Below are 21,380 nucleotides of genomic sequence, written 5' to 3' on the forward strand. Positions count from 1 at the left end.
CAACGACTTTGGCACAGCAGAGTGCCTCAGTCGGCGGACCCACCACCGACAGCTTCACCGTCACGGCCACCAACACCTCCGGATTCACCGGCACCGCCGGCACCATCACCGTCCCGATCAACCCAATCCCCGACACCCCCACCACGCCCACCGCCACCATCAACCAAAACCTGGCCAGCGGTGTCGTCACCGGCACCGCCAGCTCCACCGACCCCGCCGGCAAGACCCTCACCTACACAGTCACCGGCCCGACCAACGGCACCGTCACCATCACCGGAACCACCTACACCTTCACCCCCACCACGGCCGCCCGCACCGCAGCCAACAGCACCACCACCAACGGCACCTTCACCCTGACCGCGACCAACGGCACCTACAACTCATCGGCCACCATCACAGTGCCGATCTCCCCGGCCTCCAACGACACCCCAACCACCCCGAGCACCGGCACCCAAACCACCACCGCCACAACAGGTGTGGTGACCGGAACGGTCTCAGCGACCAGCCCCGACAACACCACCGTCACCTACACCACCTCCAACCCGGTCAACGGAGCCGTCAGCATCAACGCCACCACCGGCGCATACACCTACACGCCGAATGCAGGCACCCGCACCGGCAGCGTCACCGGCAGCTTCACCGTCACCGCCACCAACACCAGCGGTTTCACCTCCACCGGAACCATCACGGTGCCCATCGCCAGCGACATCCCCGCCGGACTGACCCTCGCCGGGACCAGCAACAACCTGTCCACCGGCGTGACAACCGGCACCGCCTCAGCCTCCAGCCCCGACGGCGGCACCATCACCTACACGGTGTCTAGCCCGTCCAACGGCACGGTCAGCATCAGCGGCGCCGCCATCACGTTCACCGACTCGATGGCAGCCCGCACCGCCGCCGTCAGCACCACCACCAACGGCACCTTCACCATCACCGCCACCAACGCCGCTGGCTACTCCACCACCTACACCGCCACCGTGCCGATCTCCTCGGCAGCCAACTGGACGCCCGGGGCAACCACCGTCATCAACCAGGTTCAGAGCAGCAGCACCGGCATCGTGACCGGCACCTTCAGCATCGCCGGCGATCCGGGCAACGTGGCCGAGACCTACACAATCACCAAGGGCCCCACCACCAATTCGAGCCTCGGGTTGAGCCAAAGCGGCAACACCTGGACATTCTCATTCAGCCCAGCAGAGCAGACCATGGACAACGTGTGGTGGGGCACGGGTCCCTCATCCGACACCTTCACCGTGAAGATGACCACCGCAGGCGGAGTCTCCACCAGCACCACCTTCACCGTGCCGATCCTGAAATGCTTCGTCTGCGAACCGTAAAGACAGCGTCGAACATTGACGCCAGCGCCGTCGGCGGTCACCCGTTTCGGGTGGCCGCCGATTGCTTTTGCGCACCTGCCGGACGGGGCCGCCATGACCCGCCTGCTCAGACTCATCCGACCCCATGTGAAAACTTTGCCGGACTCACATCGAAATAATCTTTGGCTATGAAAAGACCCGTCCAGCTATCCATCGACACCAGTTGAGCACCTGTCAGCTTCCCTGGCATACCACTGGATACGACTCAGCGCCGAGTTCCCATCACGTTGTCGACGAGTCCAACTATTTGCAGGTAAAGCCGAAATACCGATACCACTGACGCGGCAATCATTTGCTTCTTCAGCTGATTTGCAGCTATCAGACCAGCCGCACCCGGCCCGCATCACCGGAGTCACCGGCAACCAACACGCCCATAAGTGTGGTTACGGCGAATCTTCGCAAACGAAAATATATCGCCGAAAACTTTGCGAAAACCGCCTGAGAGTCTGGTAAGAATTTGACGTCGATGTCGAATTTCGCGTGAATTCGGCCACTCAAGACCCTCGCCGTGTCACCTGACACGGCCCTTTGGATGGAGATTCAGCATGTCGGGTGCGCACCGATCCACCTCGCGGTCCAAGAACAACAGCCGCAAGAAGGGCAACCACCGGGTCGCACCCAAGCCGTCACACCAGCCCTACAACTGGCTCGGCGTCGGCGCAGTCACCCTGGGCCTGGGTGCGGCAATGGCGAGTGGTTCCGGCATCGCCAACGCCACAGGCGGCGACGGATCCTCGGCATCGAGCAACTCCAACTCGAAGAACTCCGGCCCAGACCATTCCAACAAGGGCCACCGGCCGGGGCAGCGGCCCAAGCCTGCCACCAGCACGACTGATACCGGCACATCCGTTGTCCCCAGCACGGACGCCACCGGCACCACCCCGTCCAACGGCACAGCCTCCGGCACAACACCGTCGGACGGCACCGCCTCCGGTTCGACCACCTCGGACGGCACGGCATCGAACCCGACCGACCAAAATGCCAACGGCGCCAACAACTCCAATGCCGGCAAGGGCAAGAAGACCAAGAACGCCGCCGCTGCCGACCAGTCCGGCAAGTCCAAGTCGAAGACCAAGACCAAGCCGGCACCGACCGGGGCTGTCGACAGCTCGTCGCCCGAAGCCCCGGCGCCCGCTGCACAGACCTCCGTGCCGGTCGCCGCCGCAACCGTCCCGAACACCGCCACCAAGCTGCAACCGGTCGCCGCTGCGGCAGTCACCAAGACCGCCAACCCGGCTGCCGCCACCGGCGGTTCCACCACCACCACGACCACCGCGGTCCCGCACGCCACCAGTTCCAACCCGATCGTCGCGGCCATCCAGAACGCGATGATCAGCTTCTTCACCAACCCGTCGACCATTGCGACGCTCACAGCGAATGGCCTCACCGGCCCCGCCGCCCCTTCCAACTTCGTCGGCGCCTTCCTCTACGGCATGTACCGCGGCATGGAGGACTTCGCCGGGCTGGTGCCCAAGGCCGGTAACCCGACCACGACGTCCGATCCGCACACCGGAACCGTCACCGGCAACCTGAATTTCACCGTGCCCGCCGGAGGTCCCGCGCTGACCTACACGGTGCGCACCAACCCGCTGTTGGGTTCGGTCGTCGTCGATGCCAGTGGTTCGTACACGTACACACCGTCGGTGTCGGGAGCTTCGCTCGGCGCGAACGCGACCGATCACTTCACCGTGACCGCCAGCAATGGCATCGCCTCGACCAACGCGACCGTGACCGTGCCGGTCAACGTGGCCAGCAATGCGCCGACCACGCCGACCGCGTCCAACGTCAACACCAACGCGATCACCGGTGTAGTCACCGGCACCCTGACCTCCACCAGCCCCAACGGCGCCGCCGTCAGCTACTCGGTGACCGGCAACCCGACCAAGGGCTCAGTCACCTTGTCGGGCAACACCTTTACCTACACCCCCGCCGACGCCGCCCGCACCGCCGCCAACAGCGGCGCCACCACCGACAGCTTCACCGTCACCGCATCGAACGGTTCGGCCACCAGCACCGGCACCATCACCGTCTCGATCTCGCCGGCCTCCAACAACACCCCCTCGGTCCCGACCACTTCCAACGTCTCCACCGGCACCAACGGTGTGGTCACCGGCACCCTGCACTCCACCAGCCCGAACGGCGCTGCCGTCACCTACACCGTGACAGGCAACCCGGTCAACGGCACCGTGACGGTGAGCGGTTCGACGTTCACTTACACCCCGAGCACCCTGGCCCAGGAAAGTGCGTCGGTCGGCGGCCCCACCACCGACTCGTTCACGGTCACTGCCTCCAACGGCCAATTCACCTCTGCCGCAGGTACTGTCACCGTGGCCATCGCGCCGGTCGCCGACGTCCCGTCCAGCCCGGTGGCCAACAATGTCAACACCAACAACGTCACCGGCACCGTTACCGGCACCATCTCGGCCACCGACCCCGCCGGCCACACCCTGACCTACACCGTCACCGGAAACCCGGCCAACGGCGCCGTCACCGTCAATGCCAACACTGGCGAATTCACCTACAACCCGTCCGATTCGGCACGCCTCGCGGCCAACACGGGCACGACCACCGATTCCTTCACGGTCACCGCCTCCAACGGCACCTTCAGCTCGACGGCCACCATCACCGTCCCGGTCTCCCCGGCGTCCAACAACACCCCGGCCGTCCCGACCACCTCCAACGTCTCCACCAACGCCAACGGTGTAGTCACCGGAACGCTGAACTCCACCAGCCCCGACGGCTCGAACGTCAGCTACACGGTGACCGGTAACCCCACCAACGGATCGGTCACGGTCTCCGGAAGTACCTTCACCTACACCCCGAGCTCGCAAGCTCAGCAGCAGGCCGCGATGGGCGGAGCCACCACAGACTCCTTCACCGTCACCGCTACCAACGGCCAATTCACCAGCAGCGCAGGCACAGTCACCGTCGCGATCGCCCCGATCGCCGACACGCCCACCACTCCGGTGGCGAGCAACGTGAACACCAATGCCATCACCGGCACCGTCACCGGCACCATCGGTGCCACCGACCCCGCCGGCCACGCCCTGACCTACGTCGTCACCGGTAACCCGTCGGGCGGCTCGGTCAGCATCGACGGCACCACCGGTGTCTTCACCTATAACCCCACCGACGCCGCCCGCCTGGCCGCCAACAGCGGAGTGATCACCGACAGCTTCACCGTCACCGCGACCAACGGCACCTACACCAGCAGCGCGGTCGTCACGGTTCCGGTCTCCCCGGCGTCGAACAACACCCCGTCGGTCCCGACCAGCTCGAACGTCTCCACCGGCGCCAACGGCGTGGTCACCGGCGCGCTGCACTCCACCAGCCCAGACGGGTCCACCGTGACCTATACCGTCACCGGCAACCCCACCAATGGTTCGGTCACGGTGTCGGGCAACGGCTTTACCTACACCCCGAGCTCGCAAGCTCAGCTGCAGGCGTCGATGGGCGGAGCCACCACGGACTCCTTCACCGTCACCGCTACCAACGGCCAATTCACCAGCAGCGCAGGCACAGTCACCGTCGCGATCGCCCCGATCGCCGACACCCCGAGCGTGCCGACTGCCAACAACGTCAACACCAACAACGTCAGCGGCACTGTCACCGGCACCATCTCGGCCACCGACCCGGCCGGCGCTCCACTGACCTACACCGTCACCGGCCACCCGTCGGGCGGCTCGGTCACGGTCAACGCGAACACCGGTGAATTCACCTACAACCCGAGCGATTCGGCACGCCTGGCCGCCAACGCAGGCGCGACAACGGATTCCTTCACGGTCACCGCCTCCAACGGCACCTTCAACTCGACAGCCACCATCACCGTCCCGATCGCCCCGGCCTCCAACAGCACCCCCAGCACCCCGACCGCCACCACCAACCAGAACGTGGTTACCGGCGTGGTCACCGGCACGGTCTCCGCGACCAGCCCCGACGGCACCAACGTCACCTACACCGTCAGCGGCAACCCCGCCGGCGGCACTGTGAACGTCAACTCCACCACCGGTGAATTCACCTACACCCCAAGCGATTCCGCTCGATTGGCGGCCAACAACGGCACCGACACCAGCGACAGCTTCACGGTGACCGCCTCCAATGGCCAATTCACCAGCAGCGCAACGGTCACCGTCCCGGTTTCACCCGCGTCGAACAACACCCCGAGCGCCCCGGCGACCACAAACGTCTCGGCCGGCTCCAATGGCGTGGTCACCGGAACGTTGACGTCGACCAGCCCGGACGGCCACACCGTGGCCTACACCGTGACGGGCAACCCGGCCAACGGCACGCTCAATATCACCGGTAGCACGTTCACCTACACGCCGTCCTCCCTGGCTCAGCTGCAGGCCTCGATGGGCGGAGCCACCACCGATTCCTTCACCGTCACCGCCGACAACGGCCAATTCACCAGCGGCGCAGGAACAATCACTGTTGCGATCGCACCGGTTGCCGACACCCCGTCGACCCCGACCGCGACCAACGTGAACGCCAACCCGATCACCGGCACTGTCACCGGCACCATCGGTGCCACCGACCCCGCCGGCCACACCCTGACTTACACCGTCACCGGCAACCCCGCCAGTGGCACCGTGAACGTCAACGCCATTACCGGTGAATTCACTTACAACCCGACCGATTCGGCACGCCTGGCCGCCAACACGGGGGCCACGACGGACAGCTTCACCGTGGCCGCATCCAACGGCACCTTCAGCTCGACAGCCACCGTCACCGTCCCGGTCTCCCCGGCGACGAACAACACCCCGTCGGTACCGACCACCTCCAACGTCTCCACCGGCGCCAACGGCGTGGTCACCGGAACCCTCAACTCCACCAGCCCCGACGGCAACACCGTCACCTACACCGTCACCGGGAACCCCGCCAACGGATCGGTCACCGTTTCGGGCAACACCTTCACCTACACTCCGACCGCACTGGCGCAGGCGCAGGCTAGCCTCGGCATCACTACCGACAGCTTCACGGTTACCGCCTCCAACGGCCAATTCACCTCGGCCACAGGAACAGTCACGGTCGCTATCGCTCCGGTCGCCGACGTTCCGACCGCTCCGGTAGCCGGCAATGTCAACACGAACACCATCACCGGTGTGGTGACGGGAACCCTGACCTCGACCGACACCGCCGGCCAGTCGTTGACCTACACGGTCACCGGCCACCCCGCGGGCGGCAGCGTCACCATCAACGGGAGCACCTTCACCTACACCCCGACCGCGGCGACCCGGAACAACGCGACCACCGACAGCTTCACGGTGACCGCGAGCAATGGAACCTTCACCAGCGACGCAACTTTGGTCACGGTGCCGATCTCACCGGCGTCCAACAACACCCCGTCCGCCCCGACCTACACCACCGACCAGAACCCGGTCACCGGCGTGGTCACCGGCACCTTCAGCTCCACCAGCCCGGACGGCGTCAACGTCAGCTACACGGTCAGCGCGCTGACACACAGCACCGGCAGTGTCACGGTGAGCGGCAATACATTCACCTACACGCCAACGGCTTTCGCTCGCAGCGATGCCAACTACGGCACCAACACCAGCGATACCTTCACCGTCACCGCATCCAACGGCACCGCCACCAGCAGCGCCGTCGTCACGGTGCCGATCTCGCCGGCATCCAACAACACCCCGAACGTCCCGGCCGCGACCAACGTCTCGACCAACGCCAACGGTGTGGTCACCGGCTCGTTCAACTCCACCAGCCCCGACGGCGCCACCGTCACCTACACGGTGACGGGCAACCCGACCAAGGGCTCGGTCACGGTGAGCGGCAATGACTTCACCTACACCCCGACCCTGTCGGCTCAACAGCAGGCCTCGATGGGCGGTGCCACTACGGACTCGTTCACGGTGACGGCATCCAATGGCCAATTCACTTCCGGCGTAGGCACAGTCACGGTTGCGATCAAGCCGGTTGCCGACACCCCGACCACACCGACCTACACCACCAACCAGGACCAGGTCACCGGTGTAGTCACCGGCACGGTCAGCTCCACGGACCCGATCGGTCATTCGTTGACCTACACGGTCTCAGGCGCGACCAATGGCACAGTGAGCATCTCGGGCACCACCTACACATTCACCCCGACGAACGCGGCCCGTACGGCGGCCAACACGACCGCCACCAACGGCACGTTCACCGTCACCGCGTCCAACGGCACCTACAGCTCCACCGCCACGGTTACGGTCCCGGTCTCGCCGGCCTCGAACAACACCCCGAGCGTTCCGACCTCCGGCACGCAGACCACCACCGCCTCGACCGGCGTGGTGACCGGCACGGTGTCTTCGACCAGCCCGGATAGCGCCGCGATCACCTACACCGTCGGCACCGGGACCAACGGCACGGTGAGCATCAACGCCTCCACCGGGGCGTACAGCTTCACCCCCGCCAACGGCACCCGCACCGGCAGCGTCACCGGCAGCTTCACCGTCACGGCCACCAACACCTCGGGCTTCAGCTCGACCGGAACCGTCACGGTGCCGATCAACAACGACGTCCCGTCGGCGCCGACGGCCGGCCAAAGCGCTAACGCAACCACGGGTGTGGTCACCGGCACGATGTCCTCGACCAGCCCCGACGGCGGCGCCATCACCTACACCGTGGGTAGCGCCACCAACGGCACCATCAGCTCGTCAGGCACCAGCTACACGTTCACTCCTGCAGCAGGTACCCGTACCGGCACCCAGTCGGGCACGTTCGTGATCACCGCCAAGAATTCGGCGGGCTACCAGTCGACCGCAACGATCACCGTGGCGATCAACAGCGACGTGCCGACCGGGCTGACCATCACCGGGGTCAACAACAACCTGTCCACCGGTGTCTCGACCGCCACCGCCTCGGCGACAAGTCCCGACGGTGGGGCCATCACCTACACCGTCTCGAACTCCTCCAACGGCACGGTCTCCATCAGCGGAAGCACCATCACGTTCACCGACTCGGGTCCCGCCCGCACCGCGGCCGCGGCCAGCTCGGTCAACGGCACCTTCACGCTGACGGCCACCAACGCGGCCGGCTACACCACCACCTACACCGCCACCGTGCCGATCGCCTCGTCGACCAACTTCGCCGTCACCAGCCCGACCTCCGCAAACCAAAGCCAGAACCAAAGCAACGGCGTGGTCACCGGACAGCTGGTCCTGCCCGGTGACGTAGGCGGCAACATCCAGGGCACCTACACCGTGGTCACCCAATCGTCGCTCGGCGGCGGTCTTGGCCCCGGTAGCACAACCGTCGGCCAGCACGCCGACGGCACCTGGTGGTACACCTACACACCCACAGCACTGGCGATGAGCAATTCAGCTAACTCGTGGCTTGGCTTCGCCACCTCCGACTCCTTCACGGTCAAGTTCGTTGCGACCGCCGGAGGCTACTGGAACCAATCCGCCCCCATCTCGGTGCCGATCCTGAAGTGCCGCGCCGGCTGCTGATCAACACCCGCGGTCCCAATCGGCGGTCACCCGAAAGGGTGGCCGCCGTGGTGATTTCGTCATTCTTGGCACTGCTATCGGCCCCCTGCTCTTGCCACACTTCGGTTGGGGATCGTCAACTTTCCCTGACCGGTCAAGGAAAGTTGACCGCTCCAAATCGGAAGTGCCACAACAGCGGCCGACACGCGGAGCCGCCAAACGGGCACGTGGCCTGACGGGCACCACCCTGTTGAGAAACACGCCTTGCACTATGCGAGCAAAAACGCGTGGGTAGGCTCATAGGGTGCCGCTTCCCGCAGATCCAGACCGCGCCCTCGCCGCCTACGCCCACCCTGAACGGTTGGTGACGGCTGACTGGCTGTCGGCCAACCTCGGCCGTCCCGGGCTGGCTATCGTCGAGTCCGACGAAGACGTACTGCTGTACGACACCGGCCACATCCCCGGCGCGGTCAAGATCGACTGGCATATCGACCTGAACGACCCCGCGGTGCGCGACTACATCGACGGCGAACGTTTCGCCGCCCTGATGGATCGCAAGGGCATCAGTCGCGACGACACCGTCGTCATCTACGGCGACAAGAGCAACTGGTGGGCGGCTTATGCACTCTGGGTGTTCACCCTGTTCGGCCACGAGGACGTCCGTCTGCTCGACGGTGGGCGCGACCTGTGGGTCTCCACCGGCCGCGACACCTCGCTCGACGTGCCGGCCACCCAGAGCACGGGCTACCCGGTCGTGGAGCGCAACGACGCCCCCATCCGGGCGTTCCGCCAAGATGTGCTCGACACGCTGGGCACGTCGCCGCTGATCGATGTGCGTTCTCCGCAGGAGTACACCGGTGAGCGCACCCACATGCCCGACTACCCCGAGGAAGGCGCACTGCGCGGCGGTCACATCCCGACCGCGGTGTCGATTCCGTGGGCCAAGGCCGCCGATGACAGCGGACGGTTCCGCAACCACCACGAACTCAAGGAGCTCTACGGGCACCTCGACGCCGACGACGCGATCATCGCCTACTGCCGGATCGGTGAGCGCTCCAGCCACACCTGGTTCGTGCTGACCCATCTGCTGGGCCTGCCCGACGTGCGCAACTACGACGGTTCCTGGACCGAATGGGGCAACGCGGTACGGGTGCCGGTCGTCATGGGCGACCAGCCCGGTGAGGCTCCAGGCAAATCGTGACGGTGCCGGCCGCGCTGGCCGAGGTCGTCTCCGAGTTCCAGGATGTCACCGGTCAGGACAAGCTCCAGCTACTTCTGGAGTACGCCAATGAGCTGCCCCCGCTGCCCGCTCATCTGGAGCAGTCGGCCATGGAGCCGGTGCCGGAATGCCAGTCGCCGTTGTTCCTTGATGTCGACGTTTCAGATCCCGAGCAGGTGCGGCTTTATTTCACTGCGCCGGCCGAGGCCCCGACGACCCGCGGGTTCGCTGCGATCCTGGCTGCCGGCCTGGACGGACAGCCCAGAGCAGCTATCCTCGAGGTGCCCGACGATTTCTATGCAGACCTGGGGCTATCGGCGTTGATCAGCCCCCTTCGGCTACGCGGCATGTCGGCCATGTTGACGCGCATCAAACGGCGTCTTCGGGCCACACTGTAGGCCCGGAAGTGTTTGCTCGAATTTCCTGGGCAAACGACATAAATAACGTTCACGTCACGTATTCTTGTCGACGAACTGTCATGTGACGGCAACGGCGCCGTTGTCAGGTTCGCGTAGCGTCGTCCGGATTGCCTGCATTCCGTACGACAGCTACACCGCATGACGCCGGCCGACCCGCTGGCAACGGATTTTCACGAAAGGGGCCACGCCCGATGGACCGCCAGCGCAGAGATGTCATTCTCTACGAGCTCAACGAGGTTCCGTGGGACGTCGTCGACATCTACGTCAAGAATCGGCCCAACTCCAACCTGGCAGCCCTGATCAAGGAAGGCCAGTCGCAGACCACAGTCCACGAGGACCGCAAAGAGCAGATGGGTCTGCAGCCGTGGCGCACCTGGCCGACGCTTCACATGTCGACCTATGCCCACAATTCGTTTGATCTGGGTCAGGACCCGACCACATTCAAGGGCGACCCGATCTGGGACGTCGCCGAGGCCGCAGGACTGTCAGTCGGCCTGTTCGGCCCGATGCAAAGCTGGCCGGCCCGGCAGTTCAAACACGGCGGGTTCTATATCCCCGACACCTTCAGCCAGGATGCCAAGACCTACCCGAAGTCCCTGGAGCGCTTCCAGACCTTCAACTTGGCCATGACGGGAGCCAACGGCTTTTCGCCCGCTGAGGTACTGAACCCGAAAATGCTGGCCGGCACCGCGGTGGACATGCTGCGTCAGGGGCTGACCCCGCGCTCAGCCGCCACGCTGACCACCCACCTGGTCAAGGAGCGCCGGGACCCGCGCTACAAGGCCTTCCGCTCGGCCATGCAAGCGCCGCTGGGCTTCGACCTGTACTGGAATGCCCACCGCAAGCACGACCCGCGGTTGTCCATCTTCTTCACCAACCACGTCGCCGGCATGATGCACCGCTTCTGGGGTGACGGCATGCCCGGCTACACCGAGAAGTACGAGTACGACGCCGACGAGGTGTACGGCAGCTTCATCATCGAAGCGATGGACATCACCGACAGCCAGCTCGGCCGGATCCGCAAGTATCTGGCCAAGCATCCGCAGTCGATGCTGGTGTTGGCGGCGAGCATGGGCCAAGGTCCGGTTGCGGTGAGCAAGTTCGATGACAACTGCTTCGTGCTCGACGACCACACCAAGCTTCTGTCCGTGCTGGGGCTGCCGAAGGCCGACACCGGCCTGGCGATGTACCCGATGGTGTCTCTGGTCTTCGCCACCGAAGCCGATGCGCGGGCCGCAGTGGCCCCGCTGGAATCGGTCACCATCGGTGACCAGGGGCCGCTGTTCGCGCGGGTGCGCGCCGAGGGCATCACGGTGACGTTCGGCATCGATCCCGAGAGAGGCGCCGATCCCGACGCGACGCTGCGGTACCGCGTCACCGGGTCCGACAACGACGGCACGTGCAAGCCCGCCGATCTCGGCTTCAGCACCCAACCGCGCGTCGGTGGCATCAACACCGGTTACCACATCCCGGAGGGCATTCTGCTGACTGCCGGCGCCGGGGTGCCCAGGGATCCGTCGCGCAAGGAGGTCGACGTTCTGGACGTCGCACCGTCGTTGTTGGCCAACGTCTTGGGCATCGATCCGGCGCCGTCGATGCAGGGCATTCCGACGCTTTTCGCCTAGTTCCACCCGATCTTCCAAAGATCTTTCGTTGGTCTCCTCGATTTCGGGGTGCCGACACACCACCCCCGGTATCGGGCGCATACACTGCGCCCGATACATTTCTAAAGACATTTCTTAGAGAACCTGTTGCAGGAGGCACCGTGGCCAACCACGCCAGTTCGAAGATCTCCAAGGTGCTTGTCGCCAACCGTGGAGAGATCGCCGTCCGGGTCATCCGGGCTGCAAAGGATGCTGGGCTGGCCAGCGTGGCGGTCTACGCCGAGCCCGACGCCGACGCCCCCCACGTCCGGCTAGCCGACGAGGCCTTCGCCCTGGGCGGTCAGACCTCGGCCGAGTCGTACCTGGTGTTCGACAAGATCCTCGACGCCGCCGCCAAGTCGGGCGCCAACGCCATCCACCCCGGCTACGGATTCCTTTCGGAGAACGCCGATTTCGCGCAGGCCGTGCTCGACGCCGGGCTGATCTGGATCGGCCCGAGCCCGCAGTCCATCCGCGACCTCGGTGACAAGGTCACCGCGCGTCACATCGCCGCAAAGGCGAAGGCGCCCTTGGTCCCCGGCACGGCCGAGCCAGTCAAGGACGCTGATGAGATCGTCGCGTTCGCCAAAGAATTCGGCGTTCCCGTCGCCATCAAGGCGGCGTTCGGCGGTGGCGGTCGCGGTATGAAGGTGGCCCGCACCATCGAAGAGATCCCCGAGCTGTTCGACTCCGCCACCCGCGAGGCCGTCGCCGCATTCGGCCGTGGCGAGTGCTTCGTCGAGCGCTACCTGGACAAGCCCCGCCACGTCGAGGCCCAGGTCATCGCCGATACCCACGGCAACGTCGTGGTCGCCGGTACCCGTGACTGCTCGCTGCAGCGCCGCTTCCAGAAGCTGGTCGAGGAGGCCCCCGCGCCGTTCCTGACCGAAGCGCAGCGCAAGGAGATCCACGAGTCCGCCAAGCGGATCTGCAAGGAGGCCGGTTACTACGGCGCCGGCACCGTGGAGTACCTGGTCGGCCAGGACGGCCTGATCAGCTTCCTTGAGGTCAACACCCGTCTGCAGGTGGAACACCCGGTCACCGAGGAGACCTCGGGCATCGACCTGGTGCTGCAGCAGTTCAAGATCGCCAACGGCGAGGCACTGGACATCACCGAGGACCCGACCCCCCGCGGACACTCGTTCGAGTTCCGGATCAACGGCGAGGACGCCGGTCGCGGCTTCCTGCCCGCCCCCGGCCCGGTGTCCAAGTTCGAGGCCCCGACCGGCCCCGGCGTCCGGATGGATTCCGGTGTCGAGACCGGTTCGGTCATCGGCGGCCAGTTCGACTCGATGCTGGCCAAGCTGATCGTCACCGGCGCCAACCGCGACGAGGCCCTGGCCCGCTCGCGTCGTGCGCTGGCGGAGTTCAACGTCGAAGGCCTGGCGACCGTCATCCCGTTCCACCGGGCCGTGGTCTCCGACCCCGACTTCATCGGTGACGGCACCAAGTTCGACGTGCACACCCGCTGGATCGAGACCGAGTGGAACAACACGGTCGAGCCCTTCACCGGTGGCGAGCCGCTGGATGAGGAAGATGCCGCACCGCGCCAGACGGTGATCGTCGAGGTCGGTGGCCGTCGTGTCGAGGTATCGCTGCCCGGCGACCTGGCCATCGGCGGTGGCGGCGGCGGTGCTGCGTCCGGCGCCATCAAGAAGAAGCCGAAGCCGCGCAAGCGTGGCGCCGCCGGCGGTAAAGCCGCCTCGGGCGACTCGGTCACCGCACCGATGCAGGGCACCGTGGTGAAGGTGGCCGTCGAGGAGGGCCAGCAGGTCTCCGCGGGCGATCTGATCGTGGTGCTGGAAGCCATGAAGATGGAAAACCCGGTGACCGCGCACAAGGACGGCATCGTGACCGGCCTGTCCGTCGAGGCCGGTGCCGCCATCACCCAGGGCACCGTCATCGCCGAGCTGAAGGACTAGTTCTCCGTTCCGCCGAGCGGCCATTTATTGCACGCTTTCTCGCGAAATCCGGGCAATATCTGGCCACTCGGCGGTTCTATTTCCCATGGAACCCATCGAGATCAACGCCGGCGGCTGGTATCTGCGCGCACTGCGCGCCGACGACCGGATGGACGACCGGCCCTCGCTCGCCGATTTGGGCGAGTTCTCCCCCACCCACGTGGAAACCCGTGCGGCGCAATGGGAGTCCGACACACTCTATTCGTGGGCAGTCTGCGAGCCGACAACCGGTGAACTACTGGCCGAAATCGTGTTGGACCCGTCGTCCGGTGCCATCACCACCCGGGCCCGGGCCGGGTGCGATGAAGCAGCCGCAACCGGAGCTCAGGCCGTGCGTCGATTCGCCGACGCCATGCTCCGCTAGAGCAGCAGCACCGGCAGGCTCATGGTGAGTACCACCGACATGAGCACCAGCAGGAACCAGCCGGCGCCCTGCCAGGCGAACCACGTCCGGTAGTGCCGCCAGGCCTGATATGTCCGCACGAATGCCCACACTCCGCCGCCGAACAAGATGGCCGGGCCGCCCAGCGCCAGCGCGGTCCGGTACGGCATGCTGCACGCTGCGGCGTCGACGCCGTGACAGTGCTTGGTCCAGGCCGCGGCCAACGCCATGAACGCAACGCCGAGGACACCCATCACCAGTGCGAACTTCGCCGCCTGATGCACGCTGGGGTCGTCTTCACGAAACTCATACCGCATCGAAACCACCACCAAGCCCAAGTATGCGCCAACCGGCCTCAGGTCGCCAGGTCGCTCTCGGCGATGCGCTTGATCGCGGCCAGCCGTCGATCCCATTGGCGGCCAATGCGTTCCAATTCCGTCGCCAGCGCGCTGAGCCTGGCGCCCAGGGCACGGTAGCGAATTTCCCGCCCCACCCTGACCGACTCGACCAAACCGGCATCGGACAGCACGCCCAGGTGCTTGGCGATGGCCTGTCTACTGACCGGCAGCCGCTCGGCGAGCGCACTGGCAGACAGGTCGGCGCGGCCGAGCTCGGTGAGGATGTGCCAGCGGGTCTCGTCGGCCAGCACCGCGAGCTCGGTGGGCATGCTCATGGCGTGGCCTGCAAAAACGCCACCAGATCCCCGAGTTCGGCGGTCCAGCCGCCCGAGTTCTCCGCGTGCGCGGTCTGCGGATCGACCAGGTCCTCGAACCCTGTCTCGAGCAGGTCCAGCCGAGTGCCATCGGCGATCGCGGTGAGCTCGAAGCGCACCAGAGTGGAGTTGCTCGGTGTCGGCTCGGCGTCGACCTCGCGGTGCGCCCAGCGGTAGACCAGCGTATGCGGCGGGTTCACCTGCTCCACGACCACCCGGAACTTGCCGTGGGTGTTCCAGGCGAAGAATCCGGCGCCACCCGGGGTGGCTTCGAATTCCGTTGCGTCACCGAACCATTGGGAGATGAGTTCAGGTTCGGTGATAGTCGCCCACACCTTCTCGATGGGTGCGTTGATGTCGATGGTTCGAGTGATGTCCAGAGAGTCCATGATCATTCCTAGGGTCGACAAATTGTGCAACTCCAGAGTTGCACAAGTGCCGCCAGAGCGCAACTACCGAGTTGCAGTTTGTCGCCGACGGGCGCGCAGTACCAACACACCGACCACCCCGAAGATCAGATCTGCGGCGATCTCGACTATCGCCGTCACCCACGAAAACGCCGTCACCCGCGCCCACGGTGGTGCATCGATGAAGCTGTCGCTGAAGAACCCCCACGTCGGAAGCAGATGAGCCGCAGCGAATCCCACTGCACTGACGAAGCCGATTACCACGGCCGCGGATGGCGCCCAGCGATTCCGGGTGATCACCAGAGCGACAGTCGCCGCCGCCAAGATCAATTGGAGGGTGCCACCAACCATCACGGCCGGCCGGACCACATCCATCCCCCGCCGCAGATGGTCAGCGCCGTGCAGTACCAGAGCTACCACGAACAATGCTGCGGCCCAACGAAAGATGCGTTCGACACCGCTGGTTTCCTCGACCATTGCGACCACCTCTACTACGCACAGTAGTAGCCGCTCTGCGCCATGTAAAGACCTGTCAGGGCTTGGCTCTACGATGCCTGCGTGCGGATAAAACTCGTGGTAGCGGTTGGCCTGCTCGCCGGCGGCGCCGCGTATCTGCACGGTTGGAGTTGGCAGGTGGCGCTTGCGATTACCGCAGGCGTCCCACTGCTGATCGTCGCCATTCCGCACATCCTCACCGGAATCCGTACGCCGAGTCCCCGCGAGAACCCCGTGGACGACATGTCGGGCACCGAGTTCGAGGACTACGTCGCGCGGATTGCACGGTCCTGCGGAGTTTCGGTGATCATGACCGCGATCACGGGCGACTGGGGTGTCGATCTGATTGTCGGCAAGCGGCCCAATCGCCTTGCCATTCAATGCAAACGGCTGAACCGGCCGGTCGGCACCAGCGCCGTACAAGAGGTCGTGGCCGGAGCCCCGATGCAGGACTGCGCACACACCATGGTGGTGACCAACAACGAGTTCACGCCGGCGGCACGGAAGTTGGCCGAGCTGCACCATTGCACGCTGGTCAGTGGGGCCGAGCTTCCCCGCCTCAAATCCCTGATCCGCCAACTGACCTCGGTATAGCAACACCGCAACGCAGAAGCACGCCGGTCTCCCCCCAACGAGTCGGATCCAGACCTGTCAAAAAACGTGACATTGTCAACGATCGTTGACAGGTCCAGATCGCACGGGTCACCAGAGAGCCCGCCGCCGGGCGACGCGACCACCGCACCGAACTCAGGCGAGCGTACGCAGCACCTCTCGCACCGCGTGTACGGCTTCGTCGAGTTCGGCCCGCGACACCGTCAGCGCCGGCCGGAACCGCACCGAGTCCTCGCCACTGGCCAGCAGGATGACCTGACGCTCCCATAGCCGCCGGATCACCTCGTCACGCTGTCCGGCCGACGGCAAGCTGAACGCACACATCAGCCCTCGTCCGCGTGGATCGAGCACCAGTGAGGGAAAGTCGCTTGCGAGGCAGCGCAACTGGCCAACCAGGTACCAACCCATCCTGACGGCGTTGTCGACCAGTCCATCGGCTTCGATGACCTCAAGTATGCGGCGGGCCCGCACCATGTCGGTGAGGTTGCCACCCCAGGTGGAGTTGATCCGCGAGCTGACCCGGAAGACGTTGTCGTCGATATCGTCCACGCGCCGACCCGCCATCACCCCGCATACCTGAGTCTTCTTGCCGAAGGCCACGATGTCGGGAACAACCCCCAATTGTTGGTAAGCCCAGGCGGTTCCGGTCATCCCGCAACCGGTCTGCACCTCGTCGAAGATCAACAGCGCGTCGAACTCGTCGCACAGATCCCGCATCGCGGCGAAGAACTCGGCACGCATGTGCCGGTCGCCACCCTCACCCTGGATCGGCTCGGCGACGAAGCAGGCGATATCGTGCGGGTACGCCTCGAACGCCGCACGCGCCTGCCGCAGCGATTCGCGTTCCAGCGCAACGATATCCACGCCAGGCGACACCACCGGCGCATCGATACGCGGCCAATCGAACTTCGGGAACCGCGCCACCTTGTTGGGGTCCGTATTGGTCAGCGACATCGTATAGCCACTGCGACCGTGAAAAGCGCCACGCAGATGCAGGACCCGGGTGCCCAGCGACGCGTCAATCCCACGGGATTCGTTGAGCCGGCTCTTCCAGTCGAACGCCACCTTCAGCGCGTTCTCCACTGCCAGCGCGCCGCCGTCGACAAAGAACAGATGCGGCAATGCGGGGTCGCCCAGAACCCGCGCGAATGTCTGCACGAAGCGCGCCATCGGCACGGTGTAGATGTCGGAGTTGCTCGGCTTGTTCACCGCCGCCTGCGCCAGTTCGGCGCGAAACGCCGAGTCCGCCAACGCCGGATGATTCATGCCCAGCGCCGACGACGCGAAGAACGTGAACATGTCGAGGTAACGACTGCCGTCGCGCGCGTCGACAAGGTACGAACCACCGGATCTGTCGAGGTCGAGGACGAGGTCCAAACCGTCGGTCAGGATGCTGCGGCCAAGCACTTCGTGCACGTGGCAGGCGCTGTCGGCCAATAGCCCGTCAGATGTCAGAACAGCAGTCATGCCGCCATCCTAACGCAATATTTACGGCCTGCACGACTACAAGCAGTAATTATTCCGGTACGGATACCTGATCATCGTAAAAAGTCTGTAAGATGATGGTGCTTCGCGTGCGAACGTTGGCAACGGTACGGATCCGTTGGAGCAGGCCTTCCAGCGCTCGCGCCGAGGCAACGCGTACCAGGAGGACATAGCTTTCGTCGCCGGCCACCGAATGACAGGACTCGATTTCGGCGAAGTGCTGCAGGCGGGCGGGGGCATCATCGGGTTGGGAGAGGTCGAGCGGGGTGATCGCAACAAATGCCGACAACATGTGGCCGATGGCCTCGGGGTCTATGCGTGCGGTGTACCCGGTGATCACTCCGCGCGATTCCAGTCGGCGCACCCTCGACTGCACCGCCGACACCGACAGTCCTGCCGACGTCGCCAGATGTGCGAGGGTCGCCCGGCCGTCGGCGATCAGTTCGCGCACCAAAGTGCGATCGACATCGTCAAGTTGCTCGGCTTCGGCCATGCGCGGAGACTACCCCGGAGCCATCCTGTGACCGTCCAAACCTGGAAGCTACGCGCCGCATTCGCCGCCGCCCTGTCGCACATGTACGGCGCCGAGGTGCCCGCCTACACCACGCTCGTCGAGGTCAGCACTGCCGTGAACCGGGATTGCGCCACCGATGACCGGCTCGGTTCCGTGGATCGGGTCACCGCGGAGCGCCATGGCGCGATCCGGGTGGGCAGTCCCACCGAACTCGCCGACGTCGCGGACCTCTTCGCGGCGTTCGGGATGTACCCGGTCGGCTTCTACGACCTGCGCGAGGCCGCCGCGCCGGTGCCGGTGGTCTCGACCGCATTCCGTCCCATCGACTCAGATGAACTGGACCACAATCCGTTTCGGGTCTTCACTTCGATGCTGGCAATCGATGACGCCCGATTCTTCACCCCCGATCTGCGGGCACGTGTTCAGCAATTCATCGGTCAGCGTCAGTTGTTCGATCCCGCGCTGATCGCTCAGGCGCGTCGGATAGCCGTCGACGGCTGCCCCGAATCCGAGGCCGGCGACTTCGTCAGACGTGCCACCGCGGCGTTCGCGCTATCCCGCGCACCGATCGACAAGGCCTGGTACGACGAGCTCGGCGCCGTGTCCGCGGTGGCCGCCGACATCGCCGGAGTCAGCAGCACCCACATCAACCATCTCACCCCGCGGGTGCTCGATATCGACGAGCTGTACCGACGGATGACCGCCCGCGGCATCACCATGATCGACGCCATCCAAGGCCCGCCACGCACCGCTGGCCCGCCAGTCCTGTTGCGCCAGACATCGTTTCGGGCGCTGTCCGAGCCACGCACGTTCCGTAGTGCCGATGGCAGCGTGTTCGACGGGACCCTGCGGATACGTTTCGGCGAGGTGGAGGCCCGAGGTGTGGCGCTGACCCGCAAGGGCCGGGACCGCTACGACGCCGCCATGGCTGACCGCGCACAATGGTCGCGGTACTTCCCCGCCACCGATGCCGAGATGTCAGAGCAGGGCCTGGCCTACTACCGTGGCGGCGACCCTGCGAAACCCGTTGTCTACGAGGACTTCCTGCCCGCATCCGCGGCCGGCATCTTCCGGTCCAATCTGGACACCGACGCCAAAGCGGTAGACGTCGACGACCGCTCGACTTACAGCGTCGACTGGATGGCCGGTGCCATCTGTCATCACATCCATGACCCCTACGACCTCTACGAGAAAGCGGCATCATGACTTCCGTGCAAACTCTGTTACCCACCGCCGATCAACTTCGCGACCGCGTGCGTACCGCACTGCAGGCCATCGGCGCAGACGTCACGCTCGATGAGCCAGGCTTACCGGCCCGCACCCCCATCACCGGCGATGTCCTGTTCACGGTGGCGGAAAGCAGCACAGAAGAGACCGACATCGCGATCGCCGAAGCGGCCCAGGCATTTACCACCTGGCGGGTCACGCCGGCGCCGGTGCGCGGTGCACTGGTAGCACGCCTGGGTGAGTTGCTCGTCGAGCACAAGGCCGATCTCGGCACCCTCGTAACCATCGAGGCCGGCAAGATCACCTCCGAGGCACTCGGTGAGGTGCAGGAGATGATCGACATCTGCCAGTTCGCCGTCGGCCTGTCCCGGCAGCTCTACGGCCGCACCATCGCCTCGGAGCGGCCCGGGCACCGGCTCATGGAGAACTGGCATCCGCTCGGGGTGGTCGGCGTCATCACCGCTTTCAACTTTCCGGTCGCGGTGTGGGCGTGGAATACCGCCATCGCGCTGGTCTGCGGTGACACCGTGGTGTGGAAGCCTTCAGAGCTCACCCCACTGACTGCCATCGCGTGCCAGGCCCTACTGGAACGCGCCGCTGCCGACGTGGGCGCGCCGGCCGCAGTAGGCCGACTGGTGCAGGGTGGACGGCAGATCGGCGAGCAGCTGGTCGACGATCCCCGGGTCGCCCTGGTGAGCGCGACGGGTTCGGTGCGGATGGGGCAGCAGATCGGTCCGCGGGTGGCGCAGCGATTCGGCAAGGCGCTGCTGGAACTCGGCGGCAATAACGCCACCATCGTCACGCCGTCGTCCGACCTCGATCTGGCGGTGCGTGGCATCGTGTTCGCCGCAGCAGGCACCGCCGGGCAACGGTGCACCACGCTGCGCCGGGTCATCGCGCACCGGTCCGTGGCCGATGCCTTGGTTCAGCGGATCGTGAGGGCCTATCGGAGCCTGCCGGTGGGTGACCCGTCCGCTGACGGGACTCTGATCGGGCCGCTGATTCACGAACAGTCCTACCGAGACATGATGGATGCGCTGGAGCAGGCCCGCGCGGACGGCGGGGACGTGACCGGTGGCGAGCGCGTCGATGTGGGCGATGGTTCGTATTACGTGACGCCGGCGGTGGTGCGGATGACCAAGCAGACGGCGATCGTGCACAAGGAAACGTTCGCGCCGATCCTGTATGTCCTCACCTACGACACCCTCGATGAGGCCATCGAACTCAACAATGCTGTGCCGCAGGGACTTTCATCGGCGATCTTCACCACCGACCTGCGAGAGGCCGAACGGTTCATGGCTGCCGACGGGTCGGACTGCGGGATCGCGAATGTCAACATCGGCACGTCAGGCGCAGAAATCGGTGGGGCGTTCGGCGGTGAGAAGCAGACTGGCGGCGGCCGCGAATCGGGCTCGGACTCCTGGAAGGCCTACATGCGCCGGGCCACCAATACGGTCAACTACTCATCCGATCTGCCTCTGGCTCAGGGCGTTCAGTTCGGATGACG

General features: G+C 65.4%; 16 protein-coding genes. 10 read left to right on the forward strand and 6 right to left on the reverse strand.

Annotated elements, in window-relative coordinates:
- The 7 genes from ABIA30_RS06550 to ABIA30_RS06580 form a co-directional block, all read left to right on the forward strand.
- Positions 1-1,337: hypothetical protein (locus ABIA30_RS06550; RefSeq protein WP_370063396.1), on the forward strand; the 1,337-nt coding region annotated here is incomplete at its 5' end.
- 584 nt (positions 1,338-1,921) lie between these two features.
- Entirely contained in the window at positions 1,922-8,818 is a 6,897-nt protein-coding gene (locus ABIA30_RS06555; protein WP_370063398.1) for an Ig-like domain-containing protein, read from the forward strand.
- A 283-nt stretch (positions 8,819-9,101) separates the two neighbouring features.
- On the forward strand, positions 9,102-9,998 hold the full coding sequence (locus tag ABIA30_RS06560) for a sulfurtransferase (protein ID WP_370063400.1): 897 nt from the start codon (positions 9,102-9,104) through the stop codon (positions 9,996-9,998).
- Positions 9,995-10,414, forward strand: a complete 420-nt coding sequence (locus ABIA30_RS06565; RefSeq protein WP_370063402.1) for a SufE family protein — start codon at positions 9,995-9,997, stop codon at positions 10,412-10,414. Before ABIA30_RS06560 ends, ABIA30_RS06565 begins: the two co-directional genes overlap by 4 nt.
- 212 nt (positions 10,415-10,626) lie before the next feature.
- Positions 10,627-12,060, forward strand: a complete 1,434-nt coding sequence (locus ABIA30_RS06570) for a hypothetical protein (protein WP_370063404.1) — start codon at positions 10,627-10,629, stop codon at positions 12,058-12,060.
- 140 nt (positions 12,061-12,200) lie between these two features.
- Complete coding sequence (locus ABIA30_RS06575; protein WP_370063406.1) at positions 12,201-14,000, forward strand: biotin carboxylase N-terminal domain-containing protein; 1,800 nt, start codon at positions 12,201-12,203, stop codon at positions 13,998-14,000.
- An 85-nt stretch (positions 14,001-14,085) separates the two neighbouring features.
- Positions 14,086-14,403, forward strand: coding sequence for a hypothetical protein (locus ABIA30_RS06580; RefSeq protein ID WP_370063408.1), 318 nt, complete (start codon positions 14,086-14,088; stop codon positions 14,401-14,403).
- Here the strand turns inward: ABIA30_RS06580 and ABIA30_RS06585 are convergent.
- The 4 genes from ABIA30_RS06585 to ABIA30_RS06600 form a co-directional block, all read right to left on the reverse strand.
- The gene (locus tag ABIA30_RS06585) at positions 14,400-14,738 is read right to left on the reverse strand and encodes a hypothetical protein (protein WP_370063410.1); all 339 of its coding nucleotides are present in this window, start codon (positions 14,736-14,738) and stop codon (positions 14,400-14,402) included. The two genes, ABIA30_RS06580 and ABIA30_RS06585, sit on opposite strands and share 4 nt — an antisense overlap.
- Positions 14,739-14,776: 38 nt before the next feature.
- The gene (locus tag ABIA30_RS06590; protein ID WP_370063412.1) at positions 14,777-15,088 is read right to left on the reverse strand and encodes an ArsR/SmtB family transcription factor; all 312 of its coding nucleotides are present in this window, start codon (positions 15,086-15,088) and stop codon (positions 14,777-14,779) included.
- 2 nt (positions 15,089-15,090) lie between these two features.
- Complete coding sequence (locus ABIA30_RS06595; protein ID WP_370063414.1) at positions 15,091-15,522, reverse strand: SRPBCC family protein; 432 nt, start codon at positions 15,520-15,522, stop codon at positions 15,091-15,093.
- 63 nt (positions 15,523-15,585) lie between these two features.
- Entirely contained in the window at positions 15,586-16,017 is a 432-nt protein-coding gene (locus ABIA30_RS06600; protein WP_370063415.1) for a hypothetical protein, read from the reverse strand.
- A gap of 81 nt (positions 16,018-16,098) precedes the next feature.
- Between ABIA30_RS06600 and ABIA30_RS06605 the strand changes: the two genes are divergently transcribed.
- Positions 16,099-16,629 (forward strand): restriction endonuclease, encoded by a 531-nt coding sequence (locus ABIA30_RS06605; RefSeq protein ID WP_370063417.1) that lies wholly within the window; start codon positions 16,099-16,101, stop codon positions 16,627-16,629.
- 153 nt (positions 16,630-16,782) lie between these two features.
- On the opposite strand, the gene lat is transcribed toward ABIA30_RS06605, so the two are convergent.
- Both lat and ABIA30_RS06615 read right to left on the reverse strand, forming a co-directional pair.
- A complete protein-coding gene (gene lat / locus ABIA30_RS06610) occupies positions 16,783-18,114 on the reverse strand; it encodes an L-lysine 6-transaminase (RefSeq protein ID WP_370063419.1) in 1,332 nt (443 codons plus the stop codon).
- A 49-nt stretch (positions 18,115-18,163) separates the two neighbouring features.
- Positions 18,164-18,625 (reverse strand): Lrp/AsnC family transcriptional regulator, encoded by a 462-nt coding sequence (locus ABIA30_RS06615; RefSeq protein WP_370063421.1) that lies wholly within the window; start codon positions 18,623-18,625, stop codon positions 18,164-18,166.
- Positions 18,626-18,652: 27 nt separating this feature from the next.
- On the opposite strand from ABIA30_RS06615, the gene ABIA30_RS06620 reads away from it, so the two are divergent.
- Both ABIA30_RS06620 and ABIA30_RS06625 read left to right on the forward strand, forming a co-directional pair.
- Positions 18,653-19,852, forward strand: a complete 1,200-nt coding sequence (locus ABIA30_RS06620) for a 2-oxoadipate dioxygenase/decarboxylase family protein (protein WP_370063423.1) — start codon at positions 18,653-18,655, stop codon at positions 19,850-19,852.
- Positions 19,849-21,378 (forward strand): aldehyde dehydrogenase family protein, encoded by a 1,530-nt coding sequence (locus ABIA30_RS06625; protein WP_370063425.1) that lies wholly within the window; start codon positions 19,849-19,851, stop codon positions 21,376-21,378. The genes ABIA30_RS06620 and ABIA30_RS06625 overlap by 4 nt, the downstream gene beginning before the upstream one ends.
- The last annotated feature ends 2 nt before the right edge of the window (positions 21,379-21,380 follow it).

The sequence above is a fragment of the Mycobacterium sp. MAA66 genome (assembly GCF_041261665.1).
Lineage (GTDB): Bacteria > Actinomycetota > Actinomycetes > Mycobacteriales > Mycobacteriaceae > Mycobacterium.

What these genes read in the sequence shown, in the direction of transcription:
- ABIA30_RS06585 (WP_370063410.1), bottom strand. Translation starts at nt 14,738, where the DNA reads ATGCGGTATGAGTTTCGTGAAGACGACCCCAGCGTGCATCAGGCGGCG.
- ABIA30_RS06570 (WP_370063404.1), top strand. Translation starts at nt 10,627, where the DNA reads ATGGACCGCCAGCGCAGAGATGTCATTCTCTACGAGCTCAACGAGGTT.
- ABIA30_RS06625 (WP_370063425.1), top strand. Translation starts at nt 19,849, where the DNA reads ATGACTTCCGTGCAAACTCTGTTACCCACCGCCGATCAACTTCGCGAC.
- ABIA30_RS06555 (WP_370063398.1), top strand. Translation starts at nt 1,922, where the DNA reads ATGTCGGGTGCGCACCGATCCACCTCGCGGTCCAAGAACAACAGCCGC.
- ABIA30_RS06600 (WP_370063415.1), bottom strand. Translation starts at nt 16,017, where the DNA reads ATGGTCGAGGAAACCAGCGGTGTCGAACGCATCTTTCGTTGGGCCGCA.
- ABIA30_RS06590 (WP_370063412.1), bottom strand. Translation starts at nt 15,088, where the DNA reads ATGCCCACCGAGCTCGCGGTGCTGGCCGACGAGACCCGCTGGCACATC.
- ABIA30_RS06615 (WP_370063421.1), bottom strand. Translation starts at nt 18,625, where the DNA reads ATGGCCGAAGCCGAGCAACTTGACGATGTCGATCGCACTTTGGTGCGC.
- lat (WP_370063419.1), bottom strand. Translation starts at nt 18,114, where the DNA reads ATGACTGCTGTTCTGACATCTGACGGGCTATTGGCCGACAGCGCCTGC.
- ABIA30_RS06580 (WP_370063408.1), top strand. Translation starts at nt 14,086, where the DNA reads ATGGAACCCATCGAGATCAACGCCGGCGGCTGGTATCTGCGCGCACTG.
- ABIA30_RS06595 (WP_370063414.1), bottom strand. Translation starts at nt 15,522, where the DNA reads ATGGACTCTCTGGACATCACTCGAACCATCGACATCAACGCACCCATC.